At 70.9% G+C, this 22,397-nt stretch carries 24 protein-coding genes; 14 read left to right on the plus strand and 10 right to left on the minus strand.

What is annotated here, in order from left to right; all coding sequences use genetic code 11:
- Nucleotides 1–8 precede the first annotated feature (8 nt).
- Nucleotides 9–1,163, minus strand: coding sequence for an OmpA family protein (locus EFJ44_RS00390; protein ID WP_125255216.1), 1,155 nt, complete (start codon nucleotides 1,161–1,163; stop codon nucleotides 9–11).
- 228 nt (nucleotides 1,164–1,391) lie between these two features.
- Here EFJ44_RS00390 and EFJ44_RS00395 point away from each other — a divergent pair, with 228 nt between their 5' ends.
- On the plus strand, nucleotides 1,392–2,594 hold the full coding sequence (locus EFJ44_RS00395; RefSeq protein ID WP_125255217.1) for an acetyl-CoA C-acyltransferase: 1,203 nt from the start codon (nucleotides 1,392–1,394) through the stop codon (nucleotides 2,592–2,594).
- On the opposite strand, the gene EFJ44_RS00400 is transcribed toward EFJ44_RS00395, so the two are convergent.
- Nucleotides 2,588–3,313 (minus strand): helix-turn-helix transcriptional regulator, encoded by a 726-nt coding sequence (locus EFJ44_RS00400; RefSeq protein ID WP_125255218.1) that lies wholly within the window; start codon nucleotides 3,311–3,313, stop codon nucleotides 2,588–2,590. The genes EFJ44_RS00395 and EFJ44_RS00400 overlap by 7 nt on opposite strands.
- A gap of 190 nt (nucleotides 3,314–3,503) precedes the next feature.
- On the opposite strand from EFJ44_RS00400, the gene EFJ44_RS00405 reads away from it, so the two are divergent.
- A complete protein-coding gene (locus EFJ44_RS00405; protein ID WP_125255219.1) occupies nucleotides 3,504–4,112 on the plus strand; it encodes a glutathione S-transferase family protein in 609 nt (202 codons plus the stop codon).
- On the opposite strand, the gene EFJ44_RS00410 is transcribed toward EFJ44_RS00405, so the two are convergent.
- From EFJ44_RS00410 to otsB, 3 genes are read right to left on the minus strand one after another with little or no spacing between them, the layout of a single operon-like run.
- A complete protein-coding gene (locus tag EFJ44_RS00410) occupies nucleotides 4,109–5,533 on the minus strand; it encodes an alpha,alpha-trehalose-phosphate synthase (UDP-forming) (RefSeq protein WP_125255220.1) in 1,425 nt (474 codons plus the stop codon). The genes EFJ44_RS00405 and EFJ44_RS00410 overlap by 4 nt on opposite strands.
- Nucleotides 5,530–7,314 carry a glycoside hydrolase family 15 protein gene (locus EFJ44_RS00415; RefSeq protein ID WP_125255221.1) on the minus strand — a complete coding sequence of 595 codons (1,785 nt, stop codon included), beginning with the start codon at nucleotides 7,312–7,314 and terminating at the stop codon, nucleotides 5,530–5,532. The genes EFJ44_RS00410 and EFJ44_RS00415 overlap by 4 nt, the downstream gene beginning before the upstream one ends.
- Complete coding sequence (gene otsB / locus EFJ44_RS00420) at nucleotides 7,311–8,099, minus strand: trehalose-phosphatase (RefSeq protein WP_125255222.1); 789 nt, start codon at nucleotides 8,097–8,099, stop codon at nucleotides 7,311–7,313. The genes EFJ44_RS00415 and otsB overlap by 4 nt, the downstream gene beginning before the upstream one ends.
- Nucleotides 8,100–8,203: 104 nt before the next feature.
- On the opposite strand from otsB, the gene EFJ44_RS00425 reads away from it, so the two are divergent.
- From EFJ44_RS00425 to EFJ44_RS00445, 5 genes are read left to right on the plus strand one after another with little or no spacing between them, the layout of a single operon-like run.
- Complete coding sequence (locus EFJ44_RS00425) at nucleotides 8,204–9,175, plus strand: KpsF/GutQ family sugar-phosphate isomerase (RefSeq protein ID WP_241209624.1); 972 nt, start codon at nucleotides 8,204–8,206, stop codon at nucleotides 9,173–9,175.
- Nucleotides 9,175–10,470, plus strand: coding sequence for a glycosyltransferase family 4 protein (locus EFJ44_RS00430; RefSeq protein ID WP_125255224.1), 1,296 nt, complete (start codon nucleotides 9,175–9,177; stop codon nucleotides 10,468–10,470). Before EFJ44_RS00425 ends, EFJ44_RS00430 begins: the two co-directional genes overlap by 1 nt.
- On the plus strand, nucleotides 10,467–11,723 hold the full coding sequence (locus EFJ44_RS00435; protein ID WP_241209625.1) for a glycosyltransferase family 4 protein: 1,257 nt from the start codon (nucleotides 10,467–10,469) through the stop codon (nucleotides 11,721–11,723). Before EFJ44_RS00430 ends, EFJ44_RS00435 begins: the two co-directional genes overlap by 4 nt.
- Nucleotides 11,724–11,732: 9 nt before the next feature.
- A complete protein-coding gene (locus EFJ44_RS00440) occupies nucleotides 11,733–12,872 on the plus strand; it encodes a polysaccharide biosynthesis/export family protein (RefSeq protein ID WP_125255225.1) in 1,140 nt (379 codons plus the stop codon).
- 1 nt (nucleotide 12,873) lies between these two features.
- Complete coding sequence (locus EFJ44_RS00445) at nucleotides 12,874–13,257, plus strand: hypothetical protein (protein ID WP_125255226.1); 384 nt, start codon at nucleotides 12,874–12,876, stop codon at nucleotides 13,255–13,257.
- Here the strand turns inward: EFJ44_RS00445 and yihA are convergent.
- Genes yihA through rpmH form a run of 4 tightly spaced genes read right to left on the minus strand, consistent with a single transcriptional unit; the run spans nucleotide 13,229 to nucleotide 16,319 of the window.
- Entirely contained in the window at nucleotides 13,229–13,882 is a 654-nt protein-coding gene (gene yihA, locus EFJ44_RS00450; RefSeq protein WP_125255227.1) for a ribosome biogenesis GTP-binding protein YihA/YsxC, read from the minus strand. The two genes, EFJ44_RS00445 and yihA, sit on opposite strands and share 29 nt — an antisense overlap.
- Nucleotides 13,879–15,735: a membrane protein insertase YidC gene (yidC, locus tag EFJ44_RS00455; protein ID WP_125255228.1), complete on the minus strand. Its 1,857-nt coding sequence runs from the start codon at nucleotides 15,733–15,735 to the stop codon at nucleotides 13,879–13,881. Before yidC ends, yihA begins: the two co-directional genes overlap by 4 nt.
- A 4-nt stretch (nucleotides 15,736–15,739) precedes the next feature.
- Nucleotides 15,740–16,150, minus strand: coding sequence for a ribonuclease P protein component (rnpA, locus tag EFJ44_RS00460; RefSeq protein ID WP_125255229.1), 411 nt, complete (start codon nucleotides 16,148–16,150; stop codon nucleotides 15,740–15,742).
- 34 nt (nucleotides 16,151–16,184) lie between these two features.
- The gene (gene rpmH / locus EFJ44_RS00465; RefSeq protein WP_125255230.1) at nucleotides 16,185–16,319 is read right to left on the minus strand and encodes a 50S ribosomal protein L34; all 135 of its coding nucleotides are present in this window, start codon (nucleotides 16,317–16,319) and stop codon (nucleotides 16,185–16,187) included.
- Nucleotides 16,320–16,454: 135 nt separating this feature from the next.
- On the opposite strand from rpmH, the gene EFJ44_RS00470 reads away from it, so the two are divergent.
- The 6 genes from EFJ44_RS00470 to EFJ44_RS00495 are packed head-to-tail and all read left to right on the plus strand — an operon-like array spanning nucleotide 16,455 to nucleotide 20,794.
- Nucleotides 16,455–17,180 (plus strand): TVP38/TMEM64 family protein, encoded by a 726-nt coding sequence (locus EFJ44_RS00470; RefSeq protein WP_125255231.1) that lies wholly within the window; start codon nucleotides 16,455–16,457, stop codon nucleotides 17,178–17,180.
- Nucleotides 17,177–18,616 carry a sensor histidine kinase gene (locus EFJ44_RS00475; protein WP_125255232.1) on the plus strand — a complete coding sequence of 480 codons (1,440 nt, stop codon included), beginning with the start codon at nucleotides 17,177–17,179 and terminating at the stop codon, nucleotides 18,614–18,616. Before EFJ44_RS00470 ends, EFJ44_RS00475 begins: the two co-directional genes overlap by 4 nt.
- A 53-nt stretch (nucleotides 18,617–18,669) precedes the next feature.
- On the plus strand, nucleotides 18,670–18,945 hold the full coding sequence (locus EFJ44_RS00480) for a hypothetical protein (RefSeq protein WP_125255233.1): 276 nt from the start codon (nucleotides 18,670–18,672) through the stop codon (nucleotides 18,943–18,945).
- A 41-nt stretch (nucleotides 18,946–18,986) separates the two neighbouring features.
- Nucleotides 18,987–19,394, plus strand: coding sequence for an acyl-CoA thioesterase (locus EFJ44_RS00485; RefSeq protein WP_125255234.1), 408 nt, complete (start codon nucleotides 18,987–18,989; stop codon nucleotides 19,392–19,394).
- Nucleotides 19,391–20,257, plus strand: a complete 867-nt coding sequence (locus tag EFJ44_RS00490; RefSeq protein WP_125255235.1) for an ATP-grasp domain-containing protein — start codon at nucleotides 19,391–19,393, stop codon at nucleotides 20,255–20,257. Before EFJ44_RS00485 ends, EFJ44_RS00490 begins: the two co-directional genes overlap by 4 nt.
- Nucleotides 20,258–20,299: 42 nt before the next feature.
- A complete protein-coding gene (locus EFJ44_RS00495; RefSeq protein WP_125255236.1) occupies nucleotides 20,300–20,794 on the plus strand; it encodes a hypothetical protein in 495 nt (164 codons plus the stop codon).
- A 9-nt stretch (nucleotides 20,795–20,803) separates the two neighbouring features.
- Here EFJ44_RS00495 and nth read toward each other — a convergent pair whose 3' ends face one another.
- Nucleotides 20,804–21,529, minus strand: a complete 726-nt coding sequence (gene nth, locus EFJ44_RS00500) for an endonuclease III (RefSeq protein WP_125255237.1) — start codon at nucleotides 21,527–21,529, stop codon at nucleotides 20,804–20,806.
- Nucleotides 21,530–21,626: 97 nt separating this feature from the next.
- Between nth and EFJ44_RS00505 the strand changes: the two genes are divergently transcribed.
- Nucleotides 21,627–22,385, plus strand: a complete 759-nt coding sequence (locus tag EFJ44_RS00505) for a creatininase family protein (protein WP_125255238.1) — start codon at nucleotides 21,627–21,629, stop codon at nucleotides 22,383–22,385.
- Nucleotides 22,386–22,397: the final 12 nt, after the last annotated feature.

A 22,397-nucleotide genomic window follows, 5' to 3' on the forward strand; every position in this document is an offset into this window, starting at 1 on the left:
CCTGGGGCTCAGAAGTTGATGTCGATGGTGGCGCGGCGGTTCAGCGGCTCGCGGACGCCGTCGGCGGTCGGACGGGCCAGCTCGCGCTCGCCGCGGCCGTCGACGCGCAGGACGCCGGAGTTGACGCCGCGGGCGACCAGGGCGTCGGCCACGGTGCGCGAGCGGCGCATGGCGAGGCCTTCGTTGTACTGGGCCGAGCCCGAGGTGTCGGCGTGACCGACGACCAGGATCGAGGTCGGACGACCCGAGGCGGCGTACTGGGCGGCCTGGGCGATCACGTTGTTGGCGTCGGCCGACAGGGCGGTCGAATCCCACTCGAAGTAGACCACGAACTGGCGGGGGGCCGGACGCGGCGGCTGCGGCGGGGTCGGCGGCACCGGGGCCGGCGGACGCACGACCGGCGGCGGCGGAACGACCGGCGGCAGCGGCGGCGGCACGACGACCGGCTCGGCGCCGAAGGCCCAGCGCAGGCCCAGGGTCAGCGAGTGGTCCTCATACGGGCCCTCGAAGTTGCCGAAGTTCACCGGACCCGAGGCGATCGAGTCGAACTCGAAGTCGGTCATCAGGTAGCGGTAGGTCAGGTCCAGGTCGAGACGCTCGCCCAGAGCCATCGACACGCCGGCCAGGGCCTGCGCCGCCAGCTTGGCGGAGGAGTCGTCGGCCGCGATGGTGAAGCCGCGCTGGCCTTCCTGGGTGCCGATGAAGTCCGTGTTGATCCGCGCCACGCCGGCGCCCAGACCCACGAACGGACGGATGCCCCAGCTGTCGTCGCCGAAGTCGTAGATCACGTTGACCATCAGCGTGGCCGCGTCGATCGTGCCGTCCGGGCCCTCGCAGGCGCCGGCCGGGCTCGGCTGGCAGATGCCGGTCGGCAGACCGCCGCCCAGCTTGTCGACCGTCTCGATGTCGGCGCCGCGATAGCCGCCTTCCAGCTCCACGCGCCAGTTCTGGTCGAAGCGGTAGCCCAGACGGCCGAACGCCGCCCAGTCCTCGGCCAGCTCGAACTCATATTCCGAGCCCGTGCCGTCGAAGTCCCACGCCGACGCGTCGGCCTTGTGCCAGCCCGCGTCGATCGCGCCGTACCAGCCCAGCGGATCCGCCGAAGCCGCGCCGGCGGCGAGCAGACCAGCCGCCGCGACGGTGGTGAAGAGTTTCAGTTTCATACGGTCCTCACAGTCCATGATGCCAATGGCCATCCGTGTCCCCCGTGAGGGGCCACTACGGCGCGTTCAACGGCGGGGACCGTACACGGTTCCCCATTTCGACCACACCGGCGCCGACTGTGGCGCCCTTTCAACACAATTGGGAGGAGCGGAGGGCGTCGGGGCGGCTTGCGCCCGTGGGCGTGGGCGGATCAATGTGGCCGGTCACTCCCCGACAGGATCCCTCCCATGCGCGAAGCCGTCATCGTCTCCACCGCCCGTACGCCGATCGGCCGCGCCTACCGCGGCGCCTTCAACGACGTCCAGGCACAGCAGTTGGGCGCCCATGCCGTGCGGCACGCCGTGAGGCGCGCCGGGATCGATCCGGCCGAGGTCGAGGACGTCGTCATGGGCGCGGCCCTGCAGCAGGGCTCGACCGCCACCAACGTGGCGCGCCAGATCGCGCTGGCGGCCGGCCTGCCGGCCACGACGGCGGGCATGACGCTGGACCGACAGTGCGCCTCCGGCCTGATGGCCATCGCCACGGCGGCGAAGCAGGTGACGCACGACGGCCAGGTCGTGGCCGTCGGCGGGGGCCTGGAGTCCATCTCGCTGGTTCAGAACCAGCACATGAACGTCTTCCGCATGAAGGACGAGGCGCTGCTCAAGCTGTCGCCCCACATCTACATGTCCATGCTCGAGACGGCCGAGGTGGTGGCCGACCGTTACGGGATCTCGCGCGAGGCCCAGGACGAATACGCCCTGCAGTCCCAGCAGCGGACCGCGCAGGCCCAGGCCGAAGGCCGGCTGGACGCCGAGATCGTGCCCATGACGGCCACGATGCAGGTCGTCGACAAGGCCACCGGTCAGGCTTCGGCGAAGGAGGTGACCCTGTCGAAGGACGAGGGCAACCGGCCCGACACGACTCTGGAGGGTCTGCAGTCTCTGAAACCCGTCTTCGGCGGCGGCGAGAAGATCCAGCAGGGCCGGTTCATCACGGCCGGCAACGCCTCCCAGCTGTCCGACGGCGCCTCGGCCAGCGTCATCATGGAGGCCAGGGAGGCGGAGCGGCGCGGCCTGGCGCCGCTGGGCCGCTACGTCGGGATGGCGGTGGCCGGGTGCGAGCCCGACGAAATGGGCATCGGCCCGGTCTTCGCCGTGCCGCGCCTGCTGGAGCGCCACGGTCTGAAGGTGGACGACGTCGGCATCTGGGAGCTGAACGAGGCCTTCGCCGTGCAGGTGCTGTACTGCCGTGACCGGCTGGGGATTCCCAACGACCGGCTGAACGTCTCGGGCGGCGCCATCTCCATCGGCCATCCCTACGGCATGTCCGGCGCCCGGATGACCGGCCATGTGCTGATCGAGGGCAAGCGGCGCGGCGCCAAATGGGGCGTCGTCACCATGTGCGTCGGCGGGGGCATGGGCGCGGCCGGGCTGTTCGAGATCTACTGAGCCCCGCCCGCGGCCTGCGCCTTCTCCCATTCGCAGCGCTCGGCCTCCATCTTCGCGTACCAGCGCCCGCGCAGCACGGCCGGGCGATGCGGATAGCGGTCGTCCAGAAAGTCGGCCTCGACGACCCGGTCCGTCCGGAAGGTCCGGAAATCGTCGCGGGTCTCGCACCAGCCGACGAGCAGCCGCGTCGTCTCGCGATAGCCGACCAGACAGGGCCAGATGACGCGAACGGTCTCCCGGCCCTGCTCGTCGGCGTACTGCAGGCGCAGCTTGCGCCCGGCGTGGATCCAGGCGCGCACCTTGCCCATGTCCAGCGTCTCGACCTCCCGTCTCCACGCCGGCGGCGAGGCGACCGCCGGCTCCAGCAGCACGGGCCGCAGCTTCTCGGGCACGGTGGCCGCGATCTTGGCGATCAGGTCACGCGCGGCCCGGGCCAGCGCCGGGTCGCCGCGACCCGCCACCCATTGCGCCCCGAGAACGGCCGCCTCGACCTCGTCCGACGTCAGCATCAGGGGCGGCATGTCGAAGCCGCCGTCCAGGACGTAGCCGATCCCCGCCTCGCCGCGGATCGGCACCCGCTGGGCCATCAGGGTGGCGACGTCGCGGTAGATGGATCGTTTCGACGTCTCCAGTTCGACCGCGAGGGCGTCGGCGGTGACCGGCTTCGACGCGCGCCGCAGCACCTGGATGATCTGGAACAGCCTGTCCGCGCGTCTCATTTCGTCGGCCCTATCGCTCGGCCCGCGGAGCCTCGCTGCTTGAGGGCCAAGGAGGCCCGAACGCTCGCGCCGCGCGCGCTTGCTGCTTGACGGCAGGATGCGCGGAGGCTGCTGACAGCATGCTGGCAGCAGGGTGGCAGTAGATCAATCCCACCGACGGCGAGGGGCCGTCTTTCGAGGAGGACCGATCATGCTCACCCTGTTCCACGCCACCCAATCGCGTTCGGGCCGCATCGTCTGGCTGCTGGAGGAACTGCGCGCGCCCTGTGCGATCGAGCACGTCGACATCTACCGCTCCCTGACGGGCACGGGCCGCTCCGACCCCGCCAACCTTCACCCGGACGGCAAGGTGCCGACCCTGATGCACGACGGGGCCCTGATCACGGAATCGGCGGCGATCGCCCTGTATCTGACGGACCTCTTCCCCGAGGCCGATCTGGGCGCCCCCGTCGGCTCGCCGGAGCGCGGGGCCTATCTGACCTGGCTGGCGTGGACCGCCGGCGAGATGGAGCCGGCCTACTGGTCGAAGATCGAGGGCCGGACCGAAACCGACGCGGCGGCACGCAAGCGCTACGATCAGGTCAACGCCCGCATCCTGACCGCGCTCAGGCACGGGCCCTTCCTCATGGGGCATCGGTTCACGGCGGTGGACGTGATGGTGGGCGGGGCGCTGGCCTGGGGCCTGGAGCATGCGCCAAGGGACGACCTGCTGGACGCCTACGTGGCCCGCGTCGCGGCGAGACCCGCCAACGCCCGGGCAATGGCGAAGGACGCGCCGGAGGCCTCCGTGGCGGCCTAGGCCGCCGCGCGCGCGGCGCCGTCGTCGTCGGACGGCCGCGCCACCGACCTGAGCGTGGCGACGAAGTCGTCGCGCCAGACGGACACGTCGGTGTCGCGCACCACCTGCATCAGCGACTCCCATTTCCGGCGGCGCTCGGCCAGCGGCAGGGTCAGGGCCCGCTGGATGGCGTCGGACAGTTCCTCGCGGCTGAAGGGGTTGACCAGCAGGGCCTCGCCCATCTGCTCGGCCGCCCCGGCGAAGCGGGAGAGAATCAGCACCCCGGGATCCTCGGGGTTCTGCGCCGCCACGAATTCCTTGGCGACCAGGTTCATGCCGTCGCGCAGCGGCGTCACCAGCCCGACCCGGGCCGCCCGGTAGATGCCGGCCAGCTGGTCGCGGCGATAGGTGCGGTTCAGATAGCGGATCGGCTGCCAGTCCATCTCGGCGTATTCGCCGTTGATCCGCCCGGCCAGGGCGTCCAGCCGGCCGCGGATGTCCTGATAGGCGTCGACCTCGTCCCGGCTGATCGGCGTGACCTGCAGAAGCAGCACCTGGGAGCGCAGATCCGGGTGCGACTCCAGGAACTGCTCATAGCCCAGCAGCCTCTGCTCCAGACCCTTGGAGTAGTCGAGGCGGTCGACCCCGACGATCAGCTTGCGGAAGGCGGTCGACGCCATCATCCGGTCGTAGGTCCGCGCGCCGAGGGGCGAGTTCCGCGCCTGCTCGAAACCCGCCACGTCGATGCCGATGGGGAAGACGCCGGCCTGCACCGTCTTGCCGAAGGCCTCCAGTCCGTCGTTGGGCAGCAATCGGCCGTCGACGCCCGGCTCGGACGCCACGTAGTCGCGGAACAGATCCAGCCATTCCCGCGTGTGGAAGCCCAACAGGTCATAGTCGAACATCGATTCGACCAGGCGCCGATGGTACGGCAGGGTCACCAGCAGCTGCCGCGCGGGCCACGGCGTGTGCAGGAAGAAGCCGATCCGGTTCCTCACCCCCAGCCGCCGGAGATCCCGGGCCAGCGGGATCATGTGATAGTCGTGGATCCACACGACGTCGTCCGGCCGGATGAGGGGGGCCAGGACCTCCGCAAACCTGGCGTTGGTCCGTTCGTAGCCCTCGCCGAAACTGCGCTCATAGGCGGTCAGATCCACCCGATGATGGAACAGCGGCCACAGCGTCTTGTTGGCGTAGCCGTTGTAGTATTCGTCGACGTCCTGGGCTTCGAGATCGACCAGCGCGACGGTCACGCCGCCCCGGTCCTCGATCTTGGCCTCGGGCGTCCAGTGCTCCGTGGTCTCTCCGGACCAGCCGAACCAGAGGCCCTCGTACTTCCTCAGCGCCGCCGACAGCGCCATGGCCAGCCCGCCCGCCGAGCCGGCGGCCGGGTCCTTCGGCGCCGAAACGCGGTTGGAGACGACGATCAGCCGGCCGGTCATCGCACGTCCGTCCACGACCGGCTGAGCAGGATGGCGCAGTTGATGATGCCGACCAGCGAATAGGTCTGCGGGTAGTTGCCCCACAGTTCGTGGTCGTTCAGCGAGATGTCCTCGCTGAGCAGGCCCGCATGGGTCCGCCGGCTGAGCATCTGCTCGAAGATCTCGCGCGCCTCCGCGTCCCGGCCGTTGAGATGCAGGGCCTCGATGAACCAGAAGGTGCAGAAGTTGAACGCCGTCTCCGGCTCGCCGAAGTCGTCAGGCTCGACGTATCGGAACAGGTAGGGCCCCTTCTTCAGATCCCGTTCGATGGCGTCGAAGGTGGCGACCTGACGCGGATCCATCGGATCGAGGAACCCCAGATCGGTCATCTGCAGAAGGCTGGCGTCCAGCTCGCGGTTGCCGAAGCTGGCCGCGAACCGGCCTTCGTCCTCCAGGAACGCCTCCTTCTCGATGCGCTCCCGGATCGTCGCGGCACGGGCGCGCCAGTGCCCGGCCCGGTCCGCGAGGCCCAGATGCTCCGCCGCCTTCGCCAGGCGGTCGCACGCGGCCCAGCACATGACCGAGGAATAGGTGTGCACCCGGGCGATGGTGCGGAACTCCCACAGGCCGGCGTCGACCTGGTCGTGCATCTCGTAGGCCCGGTCGCCGACCTTCTCCAGCGCGCGGAAGTCGTCGATCGTGCCGGGGCGCAGGAGACGCTGGTCATAGAAGCTCTGCACCAGCGGCAGGACGATCTGGCCATAGACGTCGTGCTGGAGGTGCTCCCGGGCCTGATTGCCGACCCGCACCGGCCTCATGCCGCGATAGCCCTCGACGCTCTCGACGATCCGCTCGTCGATCTCGGCCTCCAGCCCGACGCCGTAGACCGGCTGCACGTGACCGCCCGCCGAGGCGTCGACCAGGTTTCTCAGATAGCCGAGGTAGTTCTCCAGAATGTCGACCGCGCCGAGCCGGTTCAGCGCCCGCACGACGTAGTAGGCGTCGCGGATCCAGCAGTAGCGATAGTCCCAGTTGCGTCCGCTCTCCGGGAATTCCGGCACAGAGGTGGTCAGGGCCGCGACGATGGCCCCCGTCTCCTCGTAGGCGCACAGCTTCAGCGTGATGGCGGCGCGGATCACCGCCTCCTGCCAGTCCAGCGGCAGGTACAGCTTGCGCACCCACTCGCGCCAGTAGCCGATCGTGCGGTCCAGCGCGGCCTGAACGCCCGGACCGACGTCCTGGTCGTAGCCCTCGTCCGGCCCGAAGAAGAAGGCCAGCGGCTTCTCCAGACGGAAAGTCCGCTCATTCAGCACGTGCGAGACGGGACAGTCGGTCGTCAGGCGGAAGGTGACGTCGGTGCACAGATAGCGGACGTGGTTCGACCCGCTGGTCGTCTCCGCCCGACGCGCGCCCCAGTCGGCCGAGGGGCGCAGCCGCACGGTAACCCGCGGCGCGCCGGACAGGGGCCGCAGCACACGTCCGAACGCCAGGGGCCGATAGGTCCGGCTGTGCTTGGGATGCCGGGGGGCGAAGTCCAGCAGCTCCAGCGAGGCGCCGTCCGCCGCGGTCATCACCGTGCGCAGGACCGGCGTGTTGCGGACATAGGCCTGCTGGACGTCGACGCAGCCCTCCAGGTCCACGTCCCAGAACCCGTGATCCGGATCGTTTCCGTCCATCAGGGCGGAGAAGACCGGGTCGCCGTCGACGCGCGGGGCGCAGGCCCAGACGAACCGGCCGCGGCGGTCCACCAGCGCCGAAACGGCGCAGTTGCCGATGGGGGCGAGGTCCAGGTTCGGGGTCATTCGGCGCGTACCTTCTCCAGCCAGTCCAGCACCCGTCCGACGTCCTCCAGCCCATGCAGCGCCGTCGTCCGGCGCGGCGGTCCCACCAGCACGCCGAAGCCGCCCAGCGCCTTCGCCGCCTCGAACCCGTGCTCGTCGGTCAGGTCGTCGCCGACCATGACCGGAACGCTCCCCCGGAAGGGCGGTTCGGCCATGAAGGCCGTCAGCGCCGTGCCCTTGTCGGCGCCCGGGGTCTTCAGCTCCAGCACCAGCTTGCCCGGCTGCAGCTTCAGGCCGGTTCGCTCGGCCAGATCCTGGGCGAGGGCCTCGGCCGCCTCGGCGTGGCTGGGGTCTCCGCGATAGTGCAGGCCGGCGGCCACGGCCTTGTCCTCCACGATCAGCCCGGGCCGCTCGCGGGCGAAGGCCTGAAAGGCCGCCACCGCCTCGCGCACCCCCTCATGCGGTTCGGTCTCTATCAGCACGCCCCCGGCCGTCCGCCGCTCCAGCCCGTGCACGCCGGAAGCCGGGAGCACGGCGCGCTCGGCGATCCGGTCGATCTCCTCCAGCGGTCGCCCGCTTACGATGGCGACGCGTCCCTCCAGTCGATCGGCGAGGGCGCGGAGAACCGAACTGCGGCGCGGGTCCGGCCCCACGGCGTCGGGCGTCGGGGCCAGCGGGGCCAGGACGCCGTCGAGGTCGAGGAACAGGGAAAGGCGGGGCAGGACTTCGGGCGGCGGCGGCAGGCGCGCGGCGGACCCTTCGGCGACCGGCGCGCCGGCGTCGAGCGTTTCTTGCGATATCCCCATGACCGTCGGCGAACGCCTCCCTACGGCCAAGGTTCCGAAAAAGTCCCGGTCGCCGAGCGGCCGGGCGAGTTGTGCGCGGGCGCGCGATGGGCGAAACCGGCGGCATGAACGACGCCGCCATGATCGACCGCGCCCGCGAGGTGGTCCGACTGAACGTCTCGGCCCTGCAGGCTCTCGAAGCCTCCGTCGGCGACGCCCTCGCCCGGGCCGTCGAGATCGTGCTGTCGCGCCCCGGCTATCTGATCGTCACCGGCATGGGTAAATCGGGCCACATCGGGGGCAAGATCGCGGCCACCCTCGCCTCGACCGGCACCGCCAGCTTCTTCGTCCATCCCGCCGAAATGAGCCACGGCGACCTGGGCATGCTGCGCGACGACGTCACGCTTCTGGCGCTGTCGAACTCGGGGGAGAGCCGCGAGCTGCGCGATCCGCTGATCTTCTGCCGCCGCAAGGGCATCCCGGTCATCGGCATGACCCAGCGCCCCGACAGCTTCCTGGGCCGCAACTCGACCGTCTGCCTGACCCTGCCGCAGGTGGCCGAAGCCTGCCCCAACGGGCTGGCGCCGACGACGTCCACCCTCATGAGCCTCGCTCTGGGCGACGCCCTGGCCATGGTGCTGATGGACCGGCGCGGATTCACCGCACAGGATTTCGGCCTGCATCATCCTGGCGGCAAGCTGGGGATGAGCCTTCAAAGCGTGCGCGACTGGATGGGCGACCGGCCGCCGCAGCCCGCGACCGTCGCCGCCGACGCGGGATTCGTGCAGGTGATCTCGGCCATCACCGAGGGGCGCAAGGGCGCCGTCGCCGTGCTGAACGCCGACGGCACCCTGGGCGGGATCGTCACCGACGGCGACGTGCGCCGCGCCTTCGGTCGCGAGGGCGACGTCAAGGCCCTGACCGCGGCCGAGCTGATGAGCCCCCGGCCCAAGACGGTCCACCCCGACGCCCGCATGAGCGACGCCCTGGATCTGATGACCCAGAACCGCATCGCCACCCTGCTGGTGGTCGAGGACGCCCGGCCGGTGGCGATCATGCACGTCGCGGAACTGATGCAGGCGGGCTACGTCAGCTGATGGCCCGCATCTGCGTCGACGGCTTCAACATCGGCCTGAAGAAGACGACCGGCATCGGCGCCTATGGCCGCAACCTGCTGACGGCGCTGGACGACATGGGCCACGAGACCCACGTCCTGTACGGACCGCAGGCCAGGCCGTCGAAGCGCGCCCTGTTCAACGAGATCGGCCTCGTCGACGCGCGCGAGACGAAGGAGAGCCCGCTGGACCGGCTGATCGGCCTGGCCTCGCTCCATCTGGGCCGGACGGCTCATGCCGTGGAGCCGTCGGACGACGTGATCTGGCCCGCGCGGGGCGGCGGCCGGCCCCGGGCGCGGGCGTACTGGACCGCCTCGCGCCTGTTCACCACGGCCCAGCGCAACTTCGCCGGCCGGCGTCTGATCACGCCCCTGCGCTTCGCCGACCATCCCGTCGTCGGGCGCCCGGACGTGGTGCACTGGACCACGCCCCTGCCGCTGCAGGCGACCGGGCGGACCAACGTGCTGACCATCCACGACCTGATCCCCCTGCGCCTTCCGCATGCGACGCTGGACAACAAGCGCGCCTTCTTCCGCCTGTGCCGCGAGGCGGCCCGGCGGGCCGACGCGATCGCCGTGGTCTCCGACGCGACGCGGCGTGACGTGGTTCGCCTGCTGGGCGTCCCCGAGGAGAAGCTGGTCACCACCTGGCAATCCGTGGAGGTGCCCGGGCGCCTGCGCGACCGGCCGGCCGAAGACGTCGCCGCCGACCTGCTGTCGGCCTTCGACCTGGGCTGGAAGGACTACTGGCTGCACTGGGGCGCGATCGAACCCAAGAAGAACCTCGCCCGCGTGGTCGAGGCCTATCTGACGTCCGGCTCCACCCGTCCGCTGATCGTGGTCGGCGGCAAGGGCTGGCTTGACGAGGACGAGACGGCGCTGATGCACGCCCACCGCGCCCGGGGAAAGGCGCAGCGCAAGCGCATCCGCACCTTCGACCATCTGCCCTTCTCGCTGCTGGTCTCCCTGATCCGCGGCGCGCGCGGGACGATCTTCCCGTCCCTCCACGAGGGCTTCGGCCTGCCGGTTCTGGAATCCATGCTTCTGGACACGCCGGTGATCACCTCAAACGTGGCGTCCCTGCCGGAGGTGGCGGGCGACGCGGCGCTGACGGTCGACCCCTACGATCCCGCCGCAGTCTCCCGCGCCATACGGGCGCTGGACGCCGACGACGCCCTGGCCGCCGACCTCGTCGCGCGCGGTCGGATCCAGGCGGCGAAATTCAGTCCCGAGGCCCATCGCGCGCGCCTTCAGGACCTCTACGCCAAAGTCCTGTGAGCGGCCGCACCGCGATCCGCGTCCTGTTCGAGGTGGGTCGGCTGATCGGCCGGCGCGACCGCGCCGCGCCGACGGGCGTCGACCGCGTCTGTCTCGCCTATGACCGCTGGCTGCGGGATCTGAAGGGTGTGACCCTGGTGCCCGTTCACACCACCCTCCGCCGGATGACGGCGCTGGACCCGCGCTGGGTGGCGGAGAGGATCGCCGGGCTGGCCGACCGCTGGGCCGGCGACGCCTCGGCCGCGGTGACGCCGGCGGAGGCGCGTCTGGTGCGCGCCCTGTCCGGTCCCCGACCTTCCCGCTCCCTGATGGACGCCCCCGTCGAGGTCGAGGAGGGCCGCCGCCGGCGCACGGTGGAGCGGCTGCTGCGCACCCGCCCCTTTCCCGAACCGCGGCGGGGCGACCTCTACGTGGACGTCGGTCACGCGCCGCTGGACGGACCCTATGGCCTCGCGCGGCTGAAGGCGCTGGGCGTCCGCCCGATGGTCATGATTCACGACCTGATCCCCGTTTCCCATCCCGAGTTCTGCCGCCCCGGAGAAGGCCCGCGGCACCGCAGCCGGGTTCGCGCCGCCCTGACGCACGCCGCGGGCGTCGTCGCCAACTCGGCGACGACGGCGTTCGAACTGGCGGCCTTCGCGGAGCGCGAGGGCCTGACCCCGCCCCCGGTGGTGGCGGCGCCGCTGGGGCTGGAGCCCCTGTTCGCCGCGCCGCGCTGGTCCCCGGCGGCGCAGCCCTATTTCGTCTGCGTCGGCACTCTGGAGGCCCGCAAGAACCTCGCCTTCCTGCTGACCGTCTGGCGCCGGCTGGGCGAGACCATGGGCGCCGCGGCGCCCCGACTCGCCCTGATCGGCCGGCACGGCTGGGAGAACGAGGCGGTGCTGGACCATCTCGAGCGCTCGCCCCCGCTGCAGGGCCTCGTGCACCACGCCGCCGACCTCTCCGACGCGGCGCTGGCCCGCCTGATGATCGGCGCGCGCGCCGTTCTGGCGCCTTCGGCGATAGAGGGCTTCGACCTGCCGGCGCTGGAGGCCCTGTCGCTGGGCGTGCCCGTGATCGCCTCCGACATCGCGGTTCACCGCGAGCTGGCCAGCGGCGCCCGGCTGATCGATCCTCTGGACGGGCCCGGATGGGCCGCGGCGATCGAGGCGGCCTGCAAGCCCCCCTCTGCCGGCCCCGCGTTCGTCGCCCCCACCTGGGCCGAACACTTCGCGGCTGTCGCCCCGCTGGCGGGCCTGCCGGAAGGCCGATAGGGTCGTCGGATGAAGCGCCGCCTGCTCGCCCTCTGCGCCGCCCTGTGCACCTCGGGGGCGCTCTCCGCCTGCGCCGTCCTGCCGGCCGACGGACCTTCCTCGCGCGCGCTGGACACCGCCGCGCCGACCTATGCGATCGTCGAGCTCGACTATGCCGTCTCGCAGGCCCTTCGCCTCTCCGAGGCTCCGGCGGAGGCCGGCCTGGCGGGCGCCGACTTCGCCGGACCGCTGGACCTGATCGGCGTCGACGACGTGCTCAGCGTCTCCATCTACGAGCCGTCCGGCGCCCTGTTCGGGGCACGGGGGGCCGACGGCCGCGTGTCGGGCGGCGCCGAGACCCTGTCCGCCGTCGTGGACCGCGAGGGCCGCATCGGCGTGCCCTTCGGCGGCCGCGTCGCCGTCGCAGGGCTGACCTCGTCCCAGGCCGCGGAGGCCGTGCGCCGCGCCCTGCAGGGCCGGGTCGGCTCGCCGCAGGTGACGGTCTCGGTCGCCGAGCGCCCGTCCAACGGCGTCACGGTGTTGGGCGAGGTGCGCACGCCCGGCCGCGCCGTCCTGCGCACCGGCGCAAGCCGCGTGCTGGACGTCGTCGCCGCCGCCGGAGGCGCCTCGCGCCCGATCGAGGAGGTCGAGGTCCGCCTCCGCCGCGACGGACGCGAATGGTCCGCGCCCCTGACCGCGGTGATGTCTCAGTTCGACGCCAACGTGCGGCTGGCGCCCGGCGACCAACTGGCTTTGATTCATCGGCCGCGGCGCTTCTCCGCCTTCGGGGCGCTCGGTCAGGTGACGCAGCAGGACCTGGGCCCCGGCGAGCTGACCCTGGCCGCCGCGCTGGCCCGCACCGGCGGCCTGGCGCCGGACCGCGCCGACGCGCGTCAGGTTCTGGTCTTCCGTTTCGAACGGCCCGAGATCGCGCGCGCCCTGAACCTGTCCCAGCCGGTTTCCCCACGGGGCGTGCCGGTGATCTACCGGCTGGATCTGTCGCGGCCCGACGGCCTGTTCGTGGCCCAGGACTTCGTGGTCCGCCCCGACGACCTGATCTACGTCCCGCGCTCCGGCTCGTCCGAGTTGCGCGGCTTCTTCGAACTGGTGCAGAGCGTGACGCGCGTCGTCTACGACGTTTCGGTCACGAGCGCCCTGAACCTGGACTGAGATGAGCCTTCCGGCAGTGCTGGACCGGCTGGCCGCGATCGAGGCGGGCGCGCTGGCCGTCTATGCGCGGCACGGCCTGCCGACCCGGCCCGGACACTATCGCAAGGGCCCGCGCGCCAAGTCGTGGACGTGGCTGGCGGCCGACCTGTCGCCCGGAGACCGCTGGGCGGAGGTGCTGGCCCGTCCGCCGGAGAGGGGCTGGCGTCACGCCGCCCTGGCGGACCTCGGCGCCCTCGAGGGCCGGCCCGGGCCGCGCCGGGCCTCGGAGCAGCTGAAGGCCGTCGCGCGCCTGCGCGATCGCTTGACGGCGGGCGAGCCGCTGACGCCCGGCGACCTGCTGGACGCCCTGGAGCTGGTCAGGGCGCCGTCCCGGTCGCGCGCATGATCGCCGCGCGCAGTTCGGAAATGCCCGTCCCCTTCTCCGACGAGGTCAACAGGACCTCGGGATAGGCGGCGGGCCTCTTCGACACGGCCTTCAGCGTCGCCTCGGCGACCTTCTGGCCCTCGTGAGGCTTGATCTTGTCGGCCTTGGTCAGGACGATCTGATAGCTGACCGCCGACAGGTCCAGCGCGTCCAGCGCCTCGTCGTCGACCTTCTTGAGGCCATGGCGCGCGTCGATCAGCAGATAGACCCGCTTCAGCGTCACCCGGCCGCGCAGATAGTCGCGGCCCAGGTTCTGGAACCGCTTCACCTCGCCTTTCGACGCCTTGGCCCAGCCGTAGCCCGGCAGGTCGACCAGCCGCATCTTGCCGTCCAGGTCGAAGAAGTTGACCTCGCGCGTCCGGCCCGGTTCGGTCGAGGCGCGCGCCAGCTTGTGCATGCCGACCAGGGCGTTGATCAGGCTGGACTTGCCGACGTTCGACCGGCCGGCGAAGGCGATCTCCGGCAGGTCCGGCTCGGGCAGCTGCTCGATCTTGGCGCAGCCCAGCACGAAGGTGGCCGGGCGGGCGAACAGGACGCGCGCGGCCTCGATCTCGGCCTCGCGCTCGGCCTGCTCCTCGGGCGTCACGTCGCCTTCTTCCGGATGTGCTTGTCGATGAAACCGTCGATCGGGTTCGGGGCCTTGAAGCGGTGCATGATCACGTACTGCTGCAGGATCGACAGGACGTTGTTCCAGATCCAGTAGACCAGCAGGCCCGCGGCGAACGGCGCCATGATGAAGGTGAAGACGAACGGCAGAAAGGCGAAGATCTGCTTCTGCACCGGGTCCGGCGGCGGCGGGTTCATGGCCTGCTGCAGCCACATGGTGAAGCCGTAGACGATGGCCAGCACGCCCAGGCCCAGCGCGCCCACCAGCAGACCGCCGATCACCGGCGCGCTCGCCGGATCCCAGGGGATCAGGCCGAAAAGATTCCAGATGTTCGACGGGTCGCGCGCCGACAGGTCCCGGATCCAGCCGAAGAAGGGCGCGTGGCGGACCTCGATGGTGACGAACAGCACCTTGTACAGGGCGTAGAAGACCGGAATCTGGATCAGGATCGGGACGCATCCGGCCAGCGGATTGATCTTCTCACGCTGGTACAGGGCCATCAGCTCCTGCTGCTGCTTCTGCGCGTCGCCCCCGTGCTTCTTCTTGATCTCCTCCATCTTGGGCTGGAGGTTCCGCATCTTCGACAGGCTCTCGTAGGCCTTGTTGGCCAGCGGGAAGAGCAGGATCTTGATGCAGACCGTCAGCGCCAGGATGGCCAGGCCGACGTTGCCTAGGATGCCGTAGAAGAAGTCCAGCACGATCAGGATCGGCCGGGTCAGGAAGAACAGGAAGCCCCAGTCGATGGCGTAGACGAAGCGGGGCAGGCCCAGCTCCTTCTCATAGGCCGTCAGGACGTCGTTGACCTTGGCCCCGGCGAACAGGCGCTGCTCGTGGGTGATCTGCATGCCCGGCGACACGGTGCGCTCGGCGCCCTGCATGGTCGCGGAATAGGTGTCGTAGGTCGCGCCGTCGCGGATTCGGAAACCGGCGTCGATCCGTTCGTCCTGACCGGGGATCAGGGCCGCCAGCCAGTATTTGTCGGTGATGCCCAGCCAGCCGCCGACCGATTCCGTCTCCTCGATCGGCTTCTTGACCCAGGCGCCGTACTTCAGCTGCGTGGTCGTGTAGCCGCTGCCGTCGTCGCTGAAGGTGCCGATGGCGCCCTCATGCAGGATCTGCTGCTTGCCCAGATCGGCCGGCACGCCCAGTCGCTCGACGCGTCCCCACGGGCGCAGGGTGATCGGCGCCGCGCCGAAGTTGGCGACGGTGTCGCGGACGGTGAAGACGTAGCGGTCGTCGACCGAGATGCGGCGCGTGAAGCGCAGGCCCGCGCCGTTGTCCCAGGTCAGGGTCACCGGCGTCGTCGGCGTCAGGGTCGAGCCTTCCGTCAGGCGCCACGGCGTCGTCGGCCCCGGCACTCCGCCGGCCACGTTGGCGCCGGTCCAGCCGAACAGGGCCTGATAGGCGTGGTTCATGCCCTGGGGGCGGAACAGTTCGACGGGCTGGGAATCCGCCGCGATCGTCTCGCGATAGCGCGTCAGGTACAGGTCGTCGACGCGCGCGCCGATCAGCGACAGCGAGCCGCTCAGCGTCGGCGTGCGGATGATCACGCGCTCGGAGCCCCGGCCGGTCAGGGCGTCGGTGGCCAGGGCCTGGCGCCGGTCGACGACCACGGGGCGCGGCGCGGTCGTGGAGGCGGCGCCCGGCTCGCCGGTCGCCGACGGCGCGCCGTCCGGCGTCACCGCGGCGGCGGCCGAGGCCTCGCGCTGGGCCTGCTGCGCGGCCTTCCGCCGCTCCGCCTGCGGTCCCAGCACCAGCATCTGGTAACCGATCAGGAAGATCGCCGTGACGACCACGAAGATGATCGTGTTGCGGCCGTTGTCGTCTCTCATGAGGTCAGGCGTCCTGCTCGGGCGATGAGGGCGGCGCGGCGGGCGCGCGGTCCGGGGCCGGGGTCGGCCGCGGGGTCGCCAGCCTTGTAAGGGCGGAACTCACGTCGTCAAGCAAACGGGTCCAGTCCCTGTCGGCCGTGCCCATGCGGGCCACCAGCACATAGTCGCTGCCGGGGCTCGCCAACAGGGGCAGCAGGGCGCGCGCCGCCTCCCGCAATCGCCGCTTGGCGCGGTTTCGCACCACGGCGCCGCCGATCTTGCGCGTGGCGGTGAAGCCGACGCCGACGGCCGGGTCGCCGTCCTCCCGGTCCAGCCGCTGCACCACCACGGCGCCGCGGGCCTCGGAACGACCCTTTGCGGCCGCCAGGAACTGGGGCCGCCGGGTCAAGCGTCGGATTTTCAGAGGCTCGTCCATCGGTCCTCCCCCGACGGGAGAGGGTTCAGGCCGCTCAGGCCGTCAGGCGCTTGCGGCCCTTGGCGCGACGGCGCGCGACGATCTTCTGGCCGTTCTTCGTGGCCATGCGCGCGCGGAAGCCGTGACGGCGCTTGCGCACGAGTCGGGACGGCTGATAGGTCCGCTTCACGGTCGGCTCCAGAAACAAGTGGGCGGGCGGAACATTCGGATGAACGTCCCGCCGCGGGAGGCGGGCGTATAGGGCCATCGGGGCGCGCCTGTCAACGCCGCGGACCCGATCGGTTCCAGGAGATCGCACGAGGGAATGGCCAGGCTTCGTCGGTTTCTCCCCCTTCTGATCGTGCTGGCGGCCCTGGCGCTGGTCTTCGCCATGGGGTGGAACCGGTATCTGTCGCTAGACACCGTGCGCGATCACGGAGCCTTCCTGCGCGCCTATGTGTCCGAAAACTACCTGCTGGCCCTCGGGCTCCTGATCCTGATCTTCGCCGCCCTGACGGCCAGCGTGGTGCCCGGCGTGGTCTTCGTCACGGTGACGGCCGGCTATCTGTTCGGGCCATGGGTCGGAGGGGTCGCCACCGCCTTCGCCGCCACCCTGGGCGCCCTTGGCGTCTATGCGGTCGGCCGCACGGCCTGGGGCGAGGGATTCCGTCAGCGCGCCCGATCCGCCGATTCCGGCCTGATGAAGAATATCTGCGAGGGCATCGACCGCGACGCCTTCTGGTACGTGCTGGTCGCCCGCCTGGTGGTCAGCGTGCCCTTTCACCTCATCAACGTCGCCGCCGGCCTGGTGGCCGCGCCCATCCGGCCCTACGCCCTGGCCACCTTCATCGGCCTGCTGCCGGCCCACGTCATCTATTGCTGGATCGGCTCGGGCCTGAACGAGGTCCTGGCGGACGACCCGAACCCCGACGTGACCGCCCTGTTCGCGGAGTTCATGTGGCCGCTGCTGGGAGTCGCCTTCCTGTCGATCCTGCTGCCGCTGATCCTGAAGCTGGTCCAGCGCGGGCGCGGGACGAAGGAGGCGGCATGACGGCGGGCGGCTTCCTCGACCGGTTGAAGGCGCGCTGGCCCGTCCGTCGCGCGGGCCGGCGCGGGCTTGCGTGGCGCCTGCTGCTGCTGACCGCCGCCTTCACCCTCGGCGTCGAAATCCTGATCGTCGCCCCGGGGGCCGCCAACTTCCACGAGCGCTGGCTTCTGGACAGGCTCCAGGCCGCCGAGCTGGCCTCGGTGGGGGTAGAGGCCCTGCCCTATTCCATGGTCGAGGACGAGACGGCCGAGGAGCTTTTGCGCATCGGCGGCGTCCAGGCCGTGGTGGTCGGCGAGCAGGGCGTGCGCCGCCTCCTGCTCCAGGCCCCCAACCTGCCGCGCGCGCCCGAGCTGATCGACCTGCGCCGACGGGGGACCGTCGCCCGCCTGAGCGACCCGTGGCGCACGCTGTTCGGCCACCCGGACCGGTCGCTGCGGGTTCAGGCTCGGCCGCGCTACCGCTCCGGCGACTATGTCGAGATCCTCGCCCCCGCGGAGCCGCTGAAGCGCGAACTGGCGGCCTATCTGGCCAACAGCCTGCTGCTCTCCCTGCTGCTGTCCGTCCTCGCGGGGGGAATGCTGTATCTCGGCCTCGCCTTTCTGGTTCTGCGCCCCCTGCAGCGCGTGACCCAGGCCATCGAGGCCTTCGCCGACGACCCCGAGCGCCGCGCCGCGCCGCCGTCCGACCGCGACGACGAGATCGGTCAGGTCGAGCGCGAACTGGCCCGCATGCAGGAAGAGGTGCGTCAATCGTTGCGCAGCCGCGCCCGACTCGCGGCGCTGGGCGAGGCCGTGGCCAAGATCAATCATGACCTGCGCAACATGCTGACCTCGGCCCAGATCGCCTCGGAACGCCTGTCCGCCTCGTCCGACCCGCAGGTGGCCAAGGCCGTGCCGCGGCTGGAGCGGGCACTGGGCCGCGCCGCCGCCCTGACCCGCAACGTGCTCGACTACGGCAAGTCCGAGGAGCCCGCCGCCCAGCCCCATCGGATGGCGCTGGCGCCGGCGGTCTCGGTCGCGGCCGAGGACGCCGGCCTCGGCGAAGGGGTCAAGCTGACCCGGTCCATCCCGGCCCGCTTCACCGTCAACGCCGACCCGGACCAGCTGAACCGCATCCTCGTCAACCTGTTCCGCAACGCCCGGCAGGCGATCGAGGGCGACGCGGCGCGCAAGGCCTCCGGCCGCGGACCGGGCCGCGTCCGGGTCTCGGCCGAGGCCCGCGACGGCCTGGCCCTGATCCGCATCGCCGACGACGGCCCCGGCATCCCCGAGCGGGTCCGGGCGCGGCTGTTCCAGCCGTTCGTCTCCGGCGCCGGACCCGAGGGCACGGGGCTGGGCCTGTCGATCGCGCGCGAGCTGGCGGTCGGCCACGGCGGGGATCTGCGGCTGGTCGAGACCGGGCCCAACGGCACCGTATTTGAACTGGCTTTGCCGTCGTGAGTTTCCGCTCCATCGGCCGGCACGTCCGCCGGCGCACAGATGGAGGATGTTCCATGCGTTTCGTGATCGTCGCCGCGGCCCTCGCCGCCTTCGCCGCTCCGGCCCTGGCCCAGGATCCGACCGACCCCAACGGCGACCGCCGCACCCATGAGCTGAACGCCGAGGTGGCCGCCCGTCTGAAGGCCCAGGACGAGGCCGAGGCCCGCGCCCGTGCCGACTATCAGGCCGCCCAGGCCAGGTATGAGGCCGACATGGCCGCCCACCGCGCCGCCATGGCCCGCTACGAAGCCTGCGTCGGCGGCGACCAGGCGGCCTGCGACGCGCTTTAAGCCGTTGCTCCGGAGACCTGACGGGTCCTAAGAGGCCCGTCATGTCCTCCCTCGATCTTCCCGATCAGCCCTCCGGCCCGCCCGTCGGCCGGGTCATCGCCATGCCGGCCGACACCAACCCCGAAGGCGACATCTTCGGCGGCTGGCTGCTGGCGCACATGGACCTCGCCGGCGCGACCCCGGCCTTCGAACGGGCGCAGGGCCGCTGCGTCACGGTCGCCGTCGACGCCATGGTCTTTCACCAGCCCGTGGCCGTCGGCGACGAGGTGTCGATCCACGCCCGCGTCGTCTCCACCGGCCGGACCTCCATCCGCGTCCACGTCGAGGCGTGGAAGCGCTCGCGCAACCAGGCCCACGCCCAGTCCATGCGGGTGACCGAGGGCGTCTTCACCTACGTCGCCATCGACGACCAGCGCCGCCCGCGCGTCCTGCCGGAGATCGCCGCGTGAGCGTGGTGATCCTGACGCCAGATCCGGGCGACCCCTCCTACGCCGGCCAGTGGCCCGACGTGCTGGCCCGCCATCAGGCCGCGCTGGCGAAGGAAGGCGTCGCGTCGCGTTCCGAGGCGTGGACCGACCACGTCGAAAGCGGCGCCCGGCTGGCCGCCGCCCCGCTGGTCCTGCCTCTCGTCGCCTGGGGCTACCACCGCGACCACCCCCGCTGGACCGCCGCCTGCGCCGCCTGGGCCCGCGACGGCGTGCGCATGGTGAATCCGCCGGGGGTGCTGAGCTGGAACTCCGACAAGTCCTACCTCGACCGGCTCGCCGGGCGCGGCGTGCCGATCCCGCCGACCATTTGGGCCGACGCCCCGACCCAGGCCGACGTCGGCGCGGCCTTCGACCGCTTCGGCACGGATGAGCTGGTGGTGAAGCCCCGCGTTTCGGGCGGGGCGTGGAAGACCCTGCGCCTGTCGCGCGGCCAGACCCTGACCGGCGCCCCCGAAGGCCCCGCGCTGATCCAGCCCTATCTTCCGTCCATCGAAACCGAGGGCGAGACCAGCCTGCTGTTCTTCGACCGCCGCTTCAGCCACGCCGTGCGCAAGACCCCCGTGCCCGGCGAGTTCCGCATCCAGGTCCAGTTCGGCGGCCGCTACGAGAGCGTCACGCCTGCGCCGGAAGCCCTCGCCCTTGCCGAAACCGTGCTGCGGAACATCGACGAGGATCTCCTCTACGCCCGCATCGACATGACCCGCGACGCCGACGGCGGCTGGCTCTTGATGGAGGCCGAACTGATCGAGCCGGACCTCTATCTCGCCCAGGCCCCCGACGCCGGCGCGGCGTTCGCGCGGGCGATCAAGGGGCGTCTGGACTGACGGCGGCTAGACTGACGGCTGCCCCGAGTCCAAAGTTCCAACATGGTGCGCACAGCCTTGCTAGGTGCTTTGTTGATTGGGGCTACACCCGCTGCTGCGCAGACGGTTAACTCGCACTGCGTTGCACTGGACGCGCTGGCGCGAGATGTCGCGACAAGCGCCAAGCCTCGTACGATCCGGCTGTTTAAACTGGAGCCGATGGAGTTCGCTTGCGCCTGGAACGAGGCCGATCCGATCACTCGCGACTATTGCGGGGCAGCGCTCGAAAACATGGGCATCGAGTTCCACCACAGGTATCCATGGACGGTGCATGACTGTCTCGCCGAGCGGGGCATAGCGACGCAGCTGGTCCGTACGGACGCCTATACCGGCCTGCGGGGTCGGAATCGCATTCATCGACTATCTGCAGTCTATTCCGACTTGGCGACGATCGAGATCACGTTCGTCCCTGAGGATGACGGAAGCGGCGGCACCTTTGCTGACTACTACGGCCGCTTCATCCTCAAAGTCCTTCCCTTGGAGACGGGCGGCGACTGATTGCCGTCGCTAGGCCGGCAGCTCGACGAAATCCCCCCGGCTCGGACACAGGTCCGAGATCAGGCACTCGCCGCACCTCGGCCGCCGCGCCAGACAGGTGTAGCGGCCGTGCAGGATCAGCCAGTGGTGCGCCTTGGGCAGCCACGCCTCCGGCACCACCTCGTGCAATTGCGCCTCGACCTTGTCCGGCGTGGCGGCGTTGGCCAGCCCCAGCCGGTGCGAGACGCGGAACACGTGGGTGTCCACCGCGATGGCTGGTTCGATCCCCAGTTCGTTCAGCACCACGCTTGCGGTCTTGCGACCCACGCCGGGCAAAGCCTGCAATCCCTCGCGCGTCAGCGGCACCTGCCCGCCGTGCTTCTCCAGCACGATCCGGCTGAGCGCGATGACGTTCTTCGCCTTGTTCCGGTACAGGCCGATGGAGGCGATGAAGGGGATCAGCCCCGCCTCTCCCAGCGCCAGCATCTTTTCCGGGGTGTCGGCGACGGCGAACAGCTTCGCGGTGGCCTTGTTGACGCTGACGTCGGTCGCCTGGGCCGACAGGGCGACGGCCACGGTCAGGGTGTAGGGGTCGGCGAAGTCCAGCTCGGTCTTCGGCTCGGGCATCACGGCCGACAGCCGCTCGAAGATCGCCTCGACCCGATCCTCGTCCGGCGGCCAGCCCAGCCGGCGCGGCGCCGACTTCGGCGTCTTCGCGGCGCGCTTCGGCGGGGGCCTGGTGGCGGGCGGGCTCATGACCCCTCGTCGCCGCGCCGGCGCATCCGGTCAAGCCGGCGGTTGGAACCCGCGCCTCAGAGGTCTAGGAACCCCCCGCAGTAACTCCGGAGTCCCCATGCTGATTCACTTCTCCTCCTGGCCCGAGATCGACGCGCGGCTGAAGGCCACGAAGACCGTCGTCGTGCCGATCGGTTCCAACGAGCAGCACGGGCCCACCGGCCTGCTGGGCACCGACTGGATGTGCCCGGAGATCATCGCCCATGCGGCGGAGAAGCAGGACGAGAGCCTGATCGTCGCCCCCACCTTCAACATCGGCATGGCCCAGCATCATCTGGCCTTCGCCGGCACCATCACCCTGCGCCCCTCGACCTTCATGGCGGCGATCACCGACTGGGTGCACTCGCTGAACCGGCACGGCTTCGAGCGGATCTATTTCCTGAACGGCCACGGCGGCAACGTGTCCACCATCGAGGCGACCTTCGCCGAGATCTACGCCGAATGGTCCTTCGCCGCCGAACGGACCGACTTCGCGCTGAAGCTGCGCAACTGGTGGGATCTGCCGGGCGTCACGCCTCTCTGCAACCGTCTGTTCCCGACCGGACACGGCATGCACGCCACGCCGTCCGAGATCGCCGTGACGCAGGCGGCGTACCCCGACCGGATCAAGACCGCGCCGGAGATGACGCCCCGCATCGCCCCCGTCGGCCCGATCCGCGACGCGCTGGACTACCGCGCCCGCTTCCCCGACGGCCGCATCGGCTCCGACCCGACCCTGGCGTCGCCCGAACTGGGCCGGACCATCATCGACGCCGCCGTGCCTGCCCTGCTGAAGGACGTCGAGGACTTCTCCGCCGAGGTCTTGCCCGGCGCCTGAAACGGGCGCACT

Origin of the sequence: Brevundimonas fluminis (genome assembly GCF_003934285.1) — a bacterium.
Lineage (GTDB): Bacteria > Pseudomonadota > Alphaproteobacteria > Caulobacterales > Caulobacteraceae > Brevundimonas > Brevundimonas fluminis.